We start from the raw sequence: 14042 nt of genomic DNA on the forward strand, positions 1-14042 counted from the left end.
CTATCTTTGTATCAAGATGACAGATGTACACGAACCGGCAATAAGGAGTTATAATATGAGCCGTATAAAAGGCAAAAACACTAAGCCTGAAATACGGGTTAGAAAGTTTCTTTTTTCCAGTGGTTTACGATATCGACTCTATGATAAAAATTTGTCGGGAAAGCCGGATTTGGTTTTGCCGAAATATAAGACGGTCATTTTTGTTCATGGCTGTTTTTGGCATGGGCATAAAGGGTGCAAATATTATGTTATTCCGAAAACAAGAACCAAATGGTGGAAAGAGAAAATTGATATTAACATTAAACGTGATATAAATACTACAAATAAATTAAAATCAGAAGGATGGAAAGTAATAGTTATATGGGAGTGCGAGTTGAAGATACATAATATTGATGAAACATTACATCAATTGTTGAACCAATTACAACTGTAGGTATGAATGTAAAAATCAATAATCAAAAAGATCTATATGAGTTTATAGAGCAAATCATCAATGAAGGAGTCAGTTTTCATCCTGATGATGATTTCAGGGATGTTATTAATTTCAATACTGGTAAAAAAATATACTCTGAAAGTGCAGCAGATATTCGGAATAATCTTTTAGATCAATCTTTTTCGGTATGTCAACGCGATGGGCTAGATTTATATGATTTGACAAATGATATATTAAAAAAACATATTGAATTAACCCGATGATGAAAACATGATTCCAGTAATAGATTTGTTTGCCGGTCCAGGGGGATTGGCAGAAGGCTTTTCTAATGTAATGATCAGCGGTCAAAGGGTTTATGATATTAAATTATCTATCGAAAAAGATAAAAGTGCACATAAGACTCTTGAATTTAGAAGTTTTTACCGGCAATTTCCCATTGGACAAGTTCCGGATGAATATTATAAAGTATTACAGGAAACCAATTTATCAAAGAGGAAACTCTTAAAAACCCAGCTTTTTGAAAATTATAAAATCGAATCGGAAAAGGCCAAACAGGAAGCTTGGCATGCTGAGCTTGGTTTACAATATAATTAAGCATCGGAATTCTTTTATCTCTTTTCTATATCTACAAGGAATTCAACCTGTTAAATTCTTCTATTAACCAGACAAATGAAAAATTACTTCTATACGGCCGTCTTATCCCTGCTGCTCCCAATAATGGCTCTCAGCCAGTGGAGCACAAATCCTGCCGTCACCAACCCTATCAACACCATGACAGGTGAACAGGCCATTCCTAAAATTGCTACCTGCCCCGATGGAGATTCCTATATCGCATCTTTTTCAAGCGAAAACGGGAACTATAATGTCCGGATGCAGCGCCTTGACGCCCAGGGCAATACCCTGTGGGCCACTAACGGCATCCTGATCAGTGACAATCCGCAGATGACCTGGCTCACAGACTGGGACATGACTGCCGATGGCAGCAACCATGCTATTCTTACCTTCCAGGATATCCGGAATGGTGGCAATAACAACGTGGTTGCCTATCGTATCGCCCCGGACGGCAGTTTTATCTGGGGACCTGACGGCATCGCCCTTTCAAATAGTACAGCTTTCAATGTTTCACCTAAAGTCACTGTCACTTCGTCAGGAAATGCCGTTTTCGCCTGGCAGGCCGACGAAGTTATCATCATGCAGAAAGTCAGTCCCTCAGGCACGCTGTTGTGGGGCTCAGGAATCATCCTTAGCGGCACTCCCACATTTTCCTGGCCCCAGTTAATGCCGGTGGGATCCGACGATGTCATCCTGAAATATTTTGAAGATACAGGCCCTTCCTACTCCCCCACTCGCCATGTATTTGCCCGGCGATATAACTCCAGCGGAAGCCCCGTCTGGTCATCACCCGCAGCTATCTCAACGGCAGGTGGGATCTCCGCATGGACACAAATTTTTCCATTTATCAATGACGGGAGTGATGGATTTTATATCGCCTGGCATGATGACCGTGACAATAACATGCTGGCGAGCGCTTATGTCCAGCATATCAGCAACTCAGGAGCAGTATTGTTCCAGGCTAACGGGGTGGAAGCTTCCACCCTGAGTGGCAGGAATCACTATTATCCGCAGCTCGCCCTGCCACCCGGCTCATCAAATGTATTCGTATTCTGGAATGAAATGGACGGTGACCAGAATTTGCGGGGAATCTATGGCCAGAAACTTACATCCACCGGGTCTAGGTTATGGGCCACTACCGGTATGGTTTTCATTGAGATATCTTCAACAAATGTATATCCCTATGCCGCAAGAAATTCACCCACCGATGTGGTCTTGTTTTATGATGAATATTTTGATGCCGTCAACAGCCAGCTTAAGGCCATGCGGGTCGATGCCGATGGCGGTTATGTATGGACACCATCCTTTAAAACCATCTGTTCCGTTAACTCCGAAAAAGTGCATACGGAAGTGAACGACTTTGCCGATAACCAGTGGATACTCAGCTGGGAGGACAACCGCTCCGGTGACAGGGATATTTATGCCCAGAACATCCAGCTGAACGGTGACCTTGGACCCTGGGACCCGCAGGAAGGAACAATAGAAGGGATGGTGACCCTCGTTGGAGGAACCGCCAGCGTTACCCTTGTAAGCGTGGAAGCAGGAGAGATTGTGACCAACCCTGATACCACAGGGTTCTATTCCATGGTGGTTCCTAGTGGAACTTATGAAGTTATCGGCAGCCTTGCCAGATATGAATCAGATACTGTTCCCGGTGTAGTAGTAGTAACCGACCAGACTACTGACGATGTCAACCTTACACTGGTAGCTCTGCCAACTGGATTTATTACCGGAACAGTAATTTTGACTGAAGGGAACGGGGATGTGACCGAAGTGGAAGTCACTGCAGGTTATCATACTGTCAACCCGGATGCATCAGGCAACTATACAATGGAAATCGAGATTGGCACTTATGATGTAACAGCTGCCCTTGCAGGATATGTCGCTGAAACAGATACGGGGATTGTGGTTGTTGAAGGTATGACTACTGTCGGCGTGGATTTTGAGCTTTCTCTCGTTCCAACCACCGGTTTTATCGAAGGCATGGTCCTGCTTCAGAATGGCACAGGAGATGTGACCCAGGTGGATGTTACCGCAGGGACTGTAACCGTTAATCCGGATACCACAGGACATTATATCATGGAGATAACGGCCGGTACCTGGGAGGTCACAGCCAGCCTTACAGGATTCCTTACGGGGGTGGTCCCGGGAGTAGTAGTGCAAGTGGAGCAAACGACTCCCGATGTGGATTTCTTCCTTTACCAGGCCCCCGATGTTGGCTATATTGAAGGTTTTGTCACCCTTTTGAACGGATCCGGTGATGTAACGGAAGCAACAGTCGCGGCTGGTGGGCAGACAAATCATCCTTCATCCAATGGATATTATTTCCTGGCCTTGCCGGAAGGCACTTATACGGTGGTTGCCAGTCATCCTTACACCCTGCCGGACAGTATTACCAATGTAGCAGTGGTAACAGGGGCAACCACGGGAGATGTTGATTTGGAACTCGAAATACTCAGAGGAGATTTAGTCAGTAAAGCAGTCGATGATTTCAATAACCCCCTTAATAATGTTGATGTTGAGATTACCGGCCCGGAAGGGATTTATACTGGAACCATTACAAACGATTCGCTGATCTTCGAAGATCTCCCTTACGGCCTGTATAACGGCACTGCCTGGCTTGAAGGCTTTGAACCGGTTTATGCGAATGATGAAATGGACGAGACAGATCATGATATAGTCTTCTATTTTTATACCACGGGAATTATTGAAGGTAAAGCTAAACCAGATGAATTCATGGTCGTATCCCCGAATCCTTTTTTCGGATCTACTTTTATTACCTTACAATTGAATGATCCTTCTGCTGTCTCTCTAAAAATCTATTCCCAGCAGGGACAATTAATCACAACGCTGGCTGAAGGGAAAATGGATGCGGGTATTCATCATATGGCCTGGAGTGGTAAAAGCGAATCCGGACAGGTTGTTGCGCCAGGTATGTATACAATCGTTCTGCAAACTTCGTTGGGTAGGTTATCAAAAGTTTTAATCAAACAGTTCTGACGCTGTCAGGTCCACTTTCAGCGGACGCTGACAGGTCAGTTTGCTGTTTCAACCTGACAGCTCCGCCTGAGGCGGACTGTCAGCGTTGTAAAGATAAACAGGTTAATTGGGTTGACCCTTTGGTTTGTTCTTAATCAGTAACTTATTTATAAATCCTGTAAATGCACCCGGCCAGGTCGTCAGATATAAACAGCGATCCATCCGGCCCGACTTGTACATCAGCAGGCCGGCCCCAGGCTGTTTCGCCCTGGAGCCAGCCGGCAGCGAAAACCTCGTAACCAATTGCGCGCTCTTCATCAATATTTACATATGAAATCCGGTATCCCGTCTTTTTTGAGCGGTTCCACGAGCCATGCTCAGCAATGAAGATTCCGCCCTTGTACTTTTTATCAAACATCTCCCCGGTATAAAAACGCATGCCCAGTGCGGCAACATGAGCAGGTAATTCTAAAGCAGGAGTGGTGAAAACGCCGCTTTTGGGCCGTTGAGGCCAGAATTCGGGATCTATTATTTTCCCGTGTATGTATGGAAACCCAAAATGCTGGCCATCGACACGGGCTTTATTCAATTCATCAGGCGGAATATCATCACCCATATCATCGCGTCCGTTGTCAGTAAACCAAAGCACACCTGAGGCCGGGTCCCAGTCGAACCCTACCGTATTTCTCACACCTTCGGCATAATATTCCAATACTTTACCATCCAGCGACATCCTCATAATCCTGGCATACCACACTTTATCAGGAAGACAAACATTGCACGGAGCTCCAACCGGGATATACAACTTGCCGTCCGGCCCAACCCGGATGAATTTCCATCCATGTAATTTGTCTGAAGGGAAATTACTATTGACAACAACCGGCTTCGGTGACGTATTCACCGTCTGCAGGATGTTTTCATATTTAAGGATGCGGGAAATCCCGGAGACATATAAGTCGCCTTCATAATAATCAAGCCCTGCAGGCATTTCCAAACTATCATCAATGATAATGACCGATCGGTCCGGCCTGATAGCATACACCTTGCCTTCTTCCATCGAGCCAACAAATAAAGTACCGTCTTCGGCAAAATCCATAGCACGGGCATTGGTTACACCTATGGCATAGACCTCAATTTTGTATCCTTTGGGCAGCATGATCTTTTCCAGGTTGAAAGAACTTTTTGGTATTACCTGGCTGATAACTATCAGTGGAATTAGGATCAGTGCTGTTAAAATTATTTTTATCATGCGGTTGGTTCTGTTTACCGGTATAAGACTTTGATTGAACCGGCAAAGTTAAATCAAAATTGATGTTGAAAAGATTTTTGGAAATAACGTTGTCAGTTAAATTATTACCGCTATTTTTGACACTAAATGTCAATAGAATATATGTCAACAGAAACGATAGGCGAAACGCTGAGAAAATTAAGGGGGCAAAACGAACTACCTTTACGCAAAGTTGCTGCATTGCTTGACATCGATGTCGCTATTTTAAGCAAAATGGAACGAGGCGAACGCAAGATGACAAAGGAAGTTGTTTTAAAACTTGCAGACATATACAAATACAATGCAGACGATCTTTTAGTTTTGTTTCTCAGCGACAAAATAATGTTTGAAATTCGAGACGAAGACCTTGGAGAAAAAGCACTGAAAATTGCGGAGCAAAGAGTGAAATATTTAAATGATAAAAAGAGCATAAGTGGCGCTACCGATTAATATCGATGAGTTACTACATGGTAATACTGTTGAATGGGACCGTATTGAGCTTAAGAAAGGCTGCAATCCTGAAAGTATTTTGCATTCTCTTTGTGCTTATGCGAATGATATAAACAATTGGGATGGAGGATATATTATAATTGGTGTAGAAGAAGAATATGGAGTTGCAAAGCTTCCTCCTATGGGGTTAAAACCAGATCAACTTGATGCAATTCAAAAGAAATTAATTGAATTATCCTATAAAATTTCTCCTACCTATATACCTGTTTCACAACCATATCTAAAAGAGGGGAAATATATTTTAGTTATATGGGCACCGGCCGGCGATAACCGTCCATATAAAGCCCCAGTTAGCCTATCTGGGAAGAAATCAGAGAAGGCATGGTACATAAAACGTGGTTCTATAACCATTAGAGTCAAAGATGGCTCTGCGGATGAAAGAAGATTACTCGAATTGACAGCAAGAATTCCTTTTGATGACCGTATCAACCAAAATGCCAAACTTGATGACTTGAGTTTACAATTGATCCAGTCACACTTGAAAGAGATAATGAGTTCATTGTATGACGAAAGTTCAAAGATTCCTTTTCAGGACTTGTGCAAACAAATGAAAGTTGCAAAAGGCCCTGACGAAAACCTCAGGCCTACAAATGCTGGATTATTGCTATTAAATGAACAACCGGAGCAATTTTTCCCCGGGGCTAAGATAGAACTTGTAATACACAAAGGTAAAGCCGGTAAAGATTATGTAGAAAAAATTTTTACCGGTCCTATAGTTAAGCAGGTAAGAGATTCCCTGAACTTTATAAACTCCAATATTATTCAGGAGCAGGTTTCTAAAGCTCCTGGTCAGGCGGAGGCAGTACGGTTCTTTAATTATCCTTATCAGGCTATTGAAGAAGTATTGGTCAATGCTGTTTATCACAGAAGTTATGAACGCGAAAATCCGGTTGAAATACAGATACTTCCCGACAGGATTGAAATTTTAAGTTTCCCAGGGCCAATGCCGCCGGTTGATAAGGAAATGCTAAAAAGAGAAAGAGTTGTTCCCAGAGAATACAGAAACAGGAAATTGGGTGGATTTTTAAAAGAACTTAAACTTACCGAGGGTAGAGGAACAGGATTCCCTAGTATTCGTAGAAGTCTTGAACTTAATGGCTCGCCTCCTCCTACATTTGAAACAGATGATGACCGGTCTTATTTCCTTGGTATTATTGAAATTCATCCTTTGGCTCAAAAGATAGAACCACAAAGAGCCGTAGATGTGACCAAAGATGAGACCAAAGATAATGGCTTGTTAATTAATTCTTTAGATGATGTTGACTATTATCTTAGGTCAGTGGATGACCAAAGATGGAACCAGGTTGAAAAACAGATAATAGGGAAAGTAGATGATTTATATTTAGACGTATTGCTTTATTGCATTACCCCCAGAACAAGAGAAGAAATATTTAAACATATAAAAAAATACAACAATAGCAGGAACTTTAACAATTACATTCAGCCTGTTGTTGAGGTAGGTTGGTTGATGCTTACTTTACGCGATAAACCTACCAGTAAAAATCAAAAATATGAAACATCCCATTTAGCCAAAAGACTAATTAAATCTCAGATAACAGGCATAAAACGGGAACCTGTTGCTTCATCAAATATTGCTTCGGTGGGTTATGATGCAGAGAGAAAAATTCTGGAGATAGAATTTCATCATGGCGGAGTATATCAGTACTTTGATGTACCTGAAGTAATTTATGAAGAATTGATGAGTTCGTCATCGCTTGCCAGTTACTTTCACCATAATATTCGTGAAAATTATAAACTTGAGAAAACATAAACCAGAGCAAAAATGAAAAGGGAAAGTGTAAGTTCATCAAATTTAGCCTCAGTAGGTTACGATGCAGATAAGAAAATTCTAGAAATAGAATTTAATCATGGTGGAGTTTATCAGTATTTTGATGTGCCAAAAGAAGTTTATGATGAATTGATGAATGCCGATTCTCTTGGTTCCTATTTCTATCATAATATTCGAGATGATTATAAATATATCAAACTTTAAAAAATATCAACATGAAAAATGAAATTTGTAAAGCTATCAGGAACAAAAAAATAATAAAGTTTCTTTATGATGGCGAAAGTCGTACTGTTGAACCTCATTGTTATGGTTTAACAACCAAAGGTAATGAAGCAATTAGGGCATATCAAATTGCTGGTTATAGTTCTTCAGGCAAGATGGGTTGGAAATTATATGACTTATCTAAAGCTGGAAATATTCAGGTGCTTGATGAGTCATTTGATATTAGAAACGATTACAAAAAAGGAGATAAAGGAATGAGTGAAATTTATTGTGAATTATAAATAAAAAAATAATGGAAGAATTTGATATTTTTAATAATAATAAAAAGTATCCTGATGCTTCACAAATATTTGATCTTAAGGTCAAATCTAAAGAAGAAATAAAAGATAAGTGTTTATTTCTTATTGATACAAATGCATTACTGATACCATATACCGTTTCTTCACATGGTTTAGAGGAAATTAGAAATTTTTTTAAAAAAATTATTGCAGAAAAGAGATTCTTTATTCCAGCCCAAGTTGCAAGGGAATTTGCAAACAATAGACCAAATAAACTCACAGAAGTTTTTCAAAAATTAGTTAGATATCGAGATGGTTTTCAAACTCCAAAATTGGAAGAACATCCAATATTACAAAGTACAGTTGAATTTGATTCATTACAAAGTAAAAAAGAAGATTATGATCTAGCACTCAAGAGATTAAGAGAAGAAGTACAAAATGTTATACATGTTGTTGAAAATTGGAATTGGGATGACCCTGTAAGTTTGACTTATAAAGAACTATTCAATAAAGATTTGATTATTGAACATGCTATAATAGAAGATAAATTTAAAGAAAATTTAAAATATAGATATAAACATAAAATTCCACCCGGATATAAAGACAACTCTAGAGAAGATGAAGGAATTGGAGACCTATTGATTTGGGAGACAATAATAAAAATTGCTAAGGAAAAAAAACAAGATATTATTTTTATTACAGGAGATAATAAAGCAGATTGGAAACATAGAAGTGAAAAAAAAGGATTATACCCCAGATTTGAATTAACTGTAGAATTTAAACAAAAATGCGATAATAAGGATTTGTTATTACTTGAATTATCAGAAGCTCTTAAACTATTTGGGATTAGTCCTGAAACAGTCAAAGAAGTAAAATCTATCGAAAAAGAATATGAGAAAATTATGAAAAGGAAAAGTGTAAGTTCATCCAATTTAGCCTCGGTAGGTTACGATGCAGATAAGAAAATTTTAGAAATAGAATTTAATCATGGCGGAGTTTATCAGTATTTTGATGTGCCACAAGATACCTATGATGAATTGATGGCGGCTGATTCCCATGGCAGATATTTTGTGCATAATATAAAAGATGATTATGAATTTAACCGCTTAAAATAATTATTTATGGAAAAATATTTAAACAAAAGTGGCAATTCTCCCATCACTCATTATGAAATTGGTATTGATTTCATTATAGTTAGATTTAAAGGAGGAAAAGATTATATTTATAGTTATAAAGGCAAAGCAGGTAAGTATAATGTCGATATTATGAAATCCCTTGCAGTTCGTGGTTCGGGATTAAGTGCATATATAACCAAGAATGTAAAATATTCATATGACTAAACATTTTCCCAGCAAAGACTCATACAGTTCAGCTTAGGTTCATGTCTTAGACATAAATATCGGATGGATACTAAATCTCTTGGAAAATACTTTATGGCAAATATTAGGAATAATGATAAATATGTTAAACTTAAAAAATAAAATTATGAATACATTAGAAATTTTAATTGAAGCTATCAAGAATAGGCAGCCAATTTCCTTTGAATATAACAAAGAAGGAAAAGTAGAGGGAACACGATTTGGAAAGCCCTATGCAGTTTTTATTTATATTGCAAAAAACACTAGAATACAAAGCACTAAAGTTCATATTGTTCAAACAGGTGGAGTTTCTGATACAAGAGAAGAAAACCAATTTGAAAGTTTTAGAATGTTCAATATTGAAGATCTTTCAAATGTAAAAATCTTAGAAGATGAAAAAGTCTTTGGACCTCCTTTTCACGAAAATTATAACCCTGAATGGGAAGGCTATAGAGATGTAATTGCAAAAATTTAGAAGATGAGTATTCAATACGATAAAGAAATATTTTCAAACAACAATTTTTCTTTAAAAGTAAATTATTCAGGTATTAAAGACAGTGTTGTTGAATCTTCTAGTTTAATAATGTCAGTATATGCGTATGATAAAACTGGAAAACCTATATTTTCAGAATCATTAAACTTTGAGCAAATCAAAAGTTTGTACGAACATTTAAATCAAATTTCTATTATCACCGATTCTACCCAGACTACATCGGGTAAATTTATAGAAACTACAGGTGAAGTTATTGATATTCTGAATAAGTTAAACAATCTTGACCCAAATATATTAAAGGTTGTATTAAATAAACTTAAAAACATAGAAAGCATTCAAGCATCATTATCAGAAGTTGAAGATAAAATGGGAGTTCCTATATTAGAAAATATTACTGCTTATGAAAAATTTAAATTTTGGAAAGAAGAAATAAAAAATTTGGAACTTCTTTTACAATTAGAGGAAACTGGTGATATTGTTAAAGAAATTAAAGGCCAACAAAGTTTAAGAGCTTATATAGCTGGCCAACCAGAAAAAATATTTCAAAATTGGATTGAAAGAAATCATCAATGGGTATTTGGCGTTGAATATACTAAAATAAAAAAAGGTAGAAAAATCGCATTGTTTTCTGAGGGGGATTTATTAATGGAGTCTATGGATGGTTTTTTAGATCTCATCGAATTAAAGCGACCCCAATATGGTATTCTAAAATTGGATAAAAGCCATAAAAGTTATTATCCATCATCTGATTTATCTAAGGTTATCGGACAATGTTTATATTATTTGGAAAAAATGGATAATCTTAAAATGAATCTTGAACAGGAACATAAAGTTAAAATATTAAGACCGAGAATAAAAATTGTTTTAGGTAGAACAAAAGACTTTAATGAAGAACAATATAATGTACTGAGAATGTTAAATTCTAACTTAAATCATATTCAGATAATTTCTTATGACTATTTATTAAGTTGTGGCGAAAAAATGATTTCTAACTTATAAGAATCAATATGCAATCCCTGCAAATAAACTTCGATTCGCCTAAGCATTTTGAGTTAAGCAATATTAAACCACTTAGTGGTATAGTTGGGATTTATTTTATTTTCACGATAAACACACTAATTCAATATCCTTTCAGAAAATCCCGGTTACTTTATATCGGAATGAGCGAAAAGAAAACCAATAGTATTGGAAGCCGTTTAACAGGTCATTTTGAAGGCAAATCAAAAAATGTAGGATTAGTTAATTACAGAAAAATTGAACCTTTATTTTTTACTTATATGAATTTTGAGATGCTTAAATCATTCTGGCAATTAAGGATTGAAGATTTGGAAAGCTATTTTATTTTGAATTTTGTAGAACATTTTGGTGTTTACCCGATTTGTAATAACAAAACCGGTTTTGAAGTTCTCAACAATGTTTTAGAAGTTGATATTTCAATTGATTGGAATTACTTTGATTAAAATTATAATGTATGGAAAATGTAAAATCTGGGAAACAAATTCTTGATGATTTCTTCAATGAAATAGAGAATTTACCCGATATTGATAATGAAATAGCACAATTATTTGCAACCTTATATTCTCAAAACAAATTTACGGATGTAAATATCAAGAATGAATTGCAAAAATTAAGAGAAAAAAAGGATGAAAATCAAAATTAAGAATATTACAATCAAAGGATTAAGAGGTGTTAAAAAGCAGATTGATCTTGACCTTAGCGGGAAATCCATTTTATTGTATGGTGATAATGGTACAGGGAAAAGCAGTATTACTGATGCTTTTGAGTGGTTTTACTATGATAAGGTAAACCATTTAAGTAATGAAGAAATAGGGCGTGATGGAAAAGAAGCCTTACGCAATACCTATTTAGAAGAAACTGAATCTGCCGCTATTCGAATAGATTTCTCTGATGTTGGTATTTCATCAGAGAAGTCATTAAATATTAAGAAGGGGAAATTAGTATCTGAGAATTCAAATTCTGAAGAAAAGTTTTTACAATATATAACTGAGTCTCAAGAAGAAAATTTATTACTAAGGTATCAAGATTTAAGAGGTTTTATTGATAATTCTAAAACAGATAAACTAAAATATTTCTCTGATATTATTGGCTTTTCAGAGGTTACAAAAGTAAAAGATGTAATAAAGAAAACTTTTAATGCAATAAGATCTGAAATTAAAAATGGTGGATATGAAAATCAGATTCAAACGCAACAGTCAACCCTTCTTTCGAATATCGGGGCTAACATTTACTCTGAAAATCAATTATTTGATAAGCTTAATGAACTAATAAAACCTCTTAATACTGGTATTGATATCAATCAATTTAATGATATTGAAACCTTGATTGAAATAATTAAAAAGCCAACTGATAATCAAATCATTGAAAAATTAAATTTTCTGCAAAAATGCTGGGATTTATTGACAAATATTAAAAAAGATATTACTGCCATTAATGACCATTATTTAAAATATTTTAAGGAATTTGAAAAATTATTTAATGATGTTGAAAGTTTAAAACAAAAAATCTTTGAAGAATTATTAAATACGGGAAAACATCTATTAATTCAAAAATACTATACTGATAATAAGTGTCCACTATGCCTACAAGACAAAAATAAACAGGAATTAATATCCGAAATTGAGGATAGACTTAAAATAATAGAATTATCAAAACAAAAATTAACAGCATTTGAAAAATTACAAACTGACACAAAACAGATTATTGAAAACAGGATAAAACAAATAGATTCGACATTGACTGAAAAATTGATAATTGAAGAAACTCATCTTGAATTAAAAGAATCAATTGAGAAAATTAAGTCAAAATTATCCGTTTTCATTTCGGAAATCAACATTAAATTGCTTGCAGGTAAAAGAATTAGAACTATTGATGAAGTTAAACTTACAGATTCTGATCTTAATTACATTTCTTTTATTAATGAAGATATTTTATCTATTAAAGAAACGTTGAAAAAAGATAATTCTTCTGATATTAGAGTTAAGGTCGAATTTGCAAAGAATTCTTTCAATCAGATTAAACAACTACAGACAGAACTTCAAAAATTAGATCAACAGAAAAATAATATTGAAATTATTTATAATGCTTTTGCGAAAAAGCAAAAAGAAGGTTTAGAAAGTTTTCTTAATAATTTCTCGACAATTATAAATGAATATTATCAATTTATGAATGTTGACGAAGCGTTTAAAGATTTGAAAATTATTCCGATTGAAGATGATGAAGAACTTAAAGGAATTACTATTCAATTCAAATTTAATGACAAAGAAGTTACTCCATTACAAAAATATTTTAGCGAATCACACTTGAATTGTTATGGTCTGGCTTTCTTTTTAGCTTCTGTAAATGCTTTTAACAAAGAAAACAGATTTATTATTCTTGATGATATTATTTCCAGTTTCGATTCGAATCACAGAAAAAGATTTGCAGATTTGTTATTTGAAAAATTTAACGATTATCAGATAATATTATTAACTCACGAAACTCAATGGTATGAATACATTAGAGCAATCGCTAAGAATAAAGGTTGGCTATTAAATAAAATTAATTGCAATGAAGAAAAAGGAACATACTTAGAAGAAAGCCCTGAAGATATCCGAGAACGTATTGTTAATAACTTTAAAAATAATATTGAAACAAATTTAGGGAATGATATCAGAATTTATTTAGAGTTTTTTATAAAGCAGATTTGCTACAATTTGGAAGCAAAAGTAAATTACTTGCCAAATGAAACTAACGAAAAGAGAATGGCTCCTGAAATGCTGAATGCATTAAAATCAAAAATAGAGAAGTATAACAAAACTTTAATTGAGAGAACTACTAATTCAAACATTATTGGAAATCTTCTTTCGCATGACAATAAATATTCTTCCAAAATAGGTGATTTAAAAGCATTTTGGAAAGACATTTTGGAACTTGAAAATTTATTTTTATGTGAAGATCATGACTGTAAAAGCAGGATTGTATCTTTTAAGAATTTTGACTCTGTGAATAAGAAAATTAGATGTGGTTGTGGTAAAAAAGAATATGATTGGAAAGGATAATCCCTACACTATGGTAAGCACAAACCGTTAGATAATAACTTAC

The 14042-nt window shown here is 35.5% G+C and carries 16 protein-coding genes; 15 read left to right on the forward strand and 1 reads right to left on the reverse strand.

Annotated elements, in window-relative coordinates; all coding sequences use genetic code 11:
• The first annotated feature begins 16 nt into the window (after positions 1–16).
• The 4 genes from vsr (at position 17) to M0Q51_04150 (ending at position 4045) form a co-directional block, all read left to right on the forward strand.
• The gene (gene vsr, locus M0Q51_04135) at positions 17–433 is read left to right on the forward strand and encodes a DNA mismatch endonuclease Vsr (protein ID MCK9399173.1); all 417 of its coding nucleotides are present in this window, start codon (positions 17–19) and stop codon (positions 431–433) included.
• Between the two features lie 2 nt (positions 434–435).
• Positions 436–696 carry a hypothetical protein gene (locus tag M0Q51_04140; protein ID MCK9399174.1) on the forward strand — a complete coding sequence of 87 codons (261 nt, stop codon included), beginning with the start codon at positions 436–438 and terminating at the stop codon, positions 694–696.
• Between the two features lie 7 nt (positions 697–703).
• Positions 704–1027 carry a DNA cytosine methyltransferase gene (locus M0Q51_04145; GenBank protein MCK9399175.1) on the forward strand — a complete coding sequence of 108 codons (324 nt, stop codon included), beginning with the start codon at positions 704–706 and terminating at the stop codon, positions 1025–1027.
• Between the two features lie 75 nt (positions 1028–1102).
• Entirely contained in the window at positions 1103–4045 is a 2943-nt protein-coding gene (locus tag M0Q51_04150; protein MCK9399176.1) for a T9SS type A sorting domain-containing protein, read from the forward strand.
• A gap of 142 nt (positions 4046–4187) precedes the next feature.
• Here the strand turns inward: M0Q51_04150 and M0Q51_04155 are convergent, their stop codons facing one another.
• On the reverse strand, positions 4188–5273 hold the full coding sequence (locus M0Q51_04155; protein MCK9399177.1) for a PQQ-dependent sugar dehydrogenase: 1086 nt from the start codon (positions 5271–5273) through the stop codon (positions 4188–4190).
• A gap of 141 nt (positions 5274–5414) precedes the next feature.
• Here M0Q51_04155 and M0Q51_04160 point away from each other — a divergent pair, with 141 nt between their 5' ends.
• The 11 genes from M0Q51_04160 to M0Q51_04210 all read left to right on the forward strand — a co-directional run bounded on the left by M0Q51_04160 (position 5415) and on the right by M0Q51_04210 (position 13999).
• Positions 5415–5741 carry a helix-turn-helix domain-containing protein gene (locus M0Q51_04160; protein ID MCK9399178.1) on the forward strand — a complete coding sequence of 109 codons (327 nt, stop codon included), beginning with the start codon at positions 5415–5417 and terminating at the stop codon, positions 5739–5741.
• Positions 5725–7572 carry a KTSC domain-containing protein gene (locus M0Q51_04165; protein ID MCK9399179.1) on the forward strand — a complete coding sequence of 616 codons (1848 nt, stop codon included), beginning with the start codon at positions 5725–5727 and terminating at the stop codon, positions 7570–7572. Before M0Q51_04160 ends, M0Q51_04165 begins: the two co-directional genes overlap by 17 nt.
• A 12-nt stretch (positions 7573–7584) precedes the next feature.
• Complete coding sequence (locus tag M0Q51_04170; GenBank protein ID MCK9399180.1) at positions 7585–7794, forward strand: KTSC domain-containing protein; 210 nt, start codon at positions 7585–7587, stop codon at positions 7792–7794.
• 11 nt (positions 7795–7805) lie between these two features.
• On the forward strand, positions 7806–8093 hold the full coding sequence (locus M0Q51_04175; protein MCK9399181.1) for a WYL domain-containing protein: 288 nt from the start codon (positions 7806–7808) through the stop codon (positions 8091–8093).
• An 11-nt stretch (positions 8094–8104) separates the two neighbouring features.
• A complete protein-coding gene (locus M0Q51_04180; GenBank protein MCK9399182.1) occupies positions 8105–9205 on the forward strand; it encodes a PIN domain-containing protein in 1101 nt (366 codons plus the stop codon).
• Between the two features lie 6 nt (positions 9206–9211).
• Entirely contained in the window at positions 9212–9430 is a 219-nt protein-coding gene (locus M0Q51_04185; protein ID MCK9399183.1) for a hypothetical protein, read from the forward strand.
• 145 nt (positions 9431–9575) lie between these two features.
• On the forward strand, positions 9576–9923 hold the full coding sequence (locus M0Q51_04190; GenBank protein MCK9399184.1) for a hypothetical protein: 348 nt from the start codon (positions 9576–9578) through the stop codon (positions 9921–9923).
• A 3-nt stretch (positions 9924–9926) separates the two neighbouring features.
• Positions 9927–10940 carry a DUF4263 domain-containing protein gene (locus M0Q51_04195; GenBank protein ID MCK9399185.1) on the forward strand — a complete coding sequence of 338 codons (1014 nt, stop codon included), beginning with the start codon at positions 9927–9929 and terminating at the stop codon, positions 10938–10940.
• Between the two features lie 161 nt (positions 10941–11101).
• Positions 11102–11401, forward strand: coding sequence for a hypothetical protein (locus tag M0Q51_04200; protein ID MCK9399186.1), 300 nt, complete (start codon positions 11102–11104; stop codon positions 11399–11401).
• Between the two features lie 11 nt (positions 11402–11412).
• Positions 11413–11601, forward strand: a complete 189-nt coding sequence (locus M0Q51_04205) for a hypothetical protein (protein ID MCK9399187.1) — start codon at positions 11413–11415, stop codon at positions 11599–11601.
• Positions 11585–13999, forward strand: coding sequence for an AAA family ATPase (locus M0Q51_04210; protein ID MCK9399188.1), 2415 nt, complete (start codon positions 11585–11587; stop codon positions 13997–13999). The genes M0Q51_04205 and M0Q51_04210 overlap by 17 nt, the downstream gene beginning before the upstream one ends.
• Positions 14000–14042: the final 43 nt, after the last annotated feature.

The sequence above is a fragment of the Bacteroidales bacterium genome (assembly GCA_023229505.1).
Taxonomy (GTDB): domain Bacteria; phylum Bacteroidota; class Bacteroidia; order Bacteroidales; family JAGOPY01; genus JAGOPY01.

Bases quoted from the DNA above. Each gene is read 5' to 3' on its own strand.
- vsr (MCK9399173.1), top strand. From the start codon at position 17: ATGACAGATGTACACGAACCGGCAATAAGGAGTTATAATATGAGCCGT.
- M0Q51_04140 (MCK9399174.1), top strand. From the start codon at position 436: ATGAATGTAAAAATCAATAATCAAAAAGATCTATATGAGTTTATAGAG.
- M0Q51_04145 (MCK9399175.1), top strand. From the start codon at position 704: ATGATTCCAGTAATAGATTTGTTTGCCGGTCCAGGGGGATTGGCAGAA.
- M0Q51_04150 (MCK9399176.1), top strand. From the start codon at position 1,103: ATGAAAAATTACTTCTATACGGCCGTCTTATCCCTGCTGCTCCCAATA.
- M0Q51_04155 (MCK9399177.1), bottom strand. From the start codon at position 5,273: ATGATAAAAATAATTTTAACAGCACTGATCCTAATTCCACTGATAGTT.
- M0Q51_04160 (MCK9399178.1), top strand. From the start codon at position 5,415: ATGTCAACAGAAACGATAGGCGAAACGCTGAGAAAATTAAGGGGGCAA.
- M0Q51_04170 (MCK9399180.1), top strand. From the start codon at position 7,585: ATGAAAAGGGAAAGTGTAAGTTCATCAAATTTAGCCTCAGTAGGTTAC.
- M0Q51_04175 (MCK9399181.1), top strand. From the start codon at position 7,806: ATGAAAAATGAAATTTGTAAAGCTATCAGGAACAAAAAAATAATAAAG.
- M0Q51_04180 (MCK9399182.1), top strand. From the start codon at position 8,105: ATGGAAGAATTTGATATTTTTAATAATAATAAAAAGTATCCTGATGCT.
- M0Q51_04185 (MCK9399183.1), top strand. From the start codon at position 9,212: ATGGAAAAATATTTAAACAAAAGTGGCAATTCTCCCATCACTCATTAT.
- M0Q51_04190 (MCK9399184.1), top strand. From the start codon at position 9,576: ATGAATACATTAGAAATTTTAATTGAAGCTATCAAGAATAGGCAGCCA.
- M0Q51_04195 (MCK9399185.1), top strand. From the start codon at position 9,927: ATGAGTATTCAATACGATAAAGAAATATTTTCAAACAACAATTTTTCT.
- M0Q51_04200 (MCK9399186.1), top strand. From the start codon at position 11,102: ATGAGCGAAAAGAAAACCAATAGTATTGGAAGCCGTTTAACAGGTCAT.
- M0Q51_04205 (MCK9399187.1), top strand. From the start codon at position 11,413: ATGGAAAATGTAAAATCTGGGAAACAAATTCTTGATGATTTCTTCAAT.
- M0Q51_04210 (MCK9399188.1), top strand. From the start codon at position 11,585: ATGAAAATCAAAATTAAGAATATTACAATCAAAGGATTAAGAGGTGTT.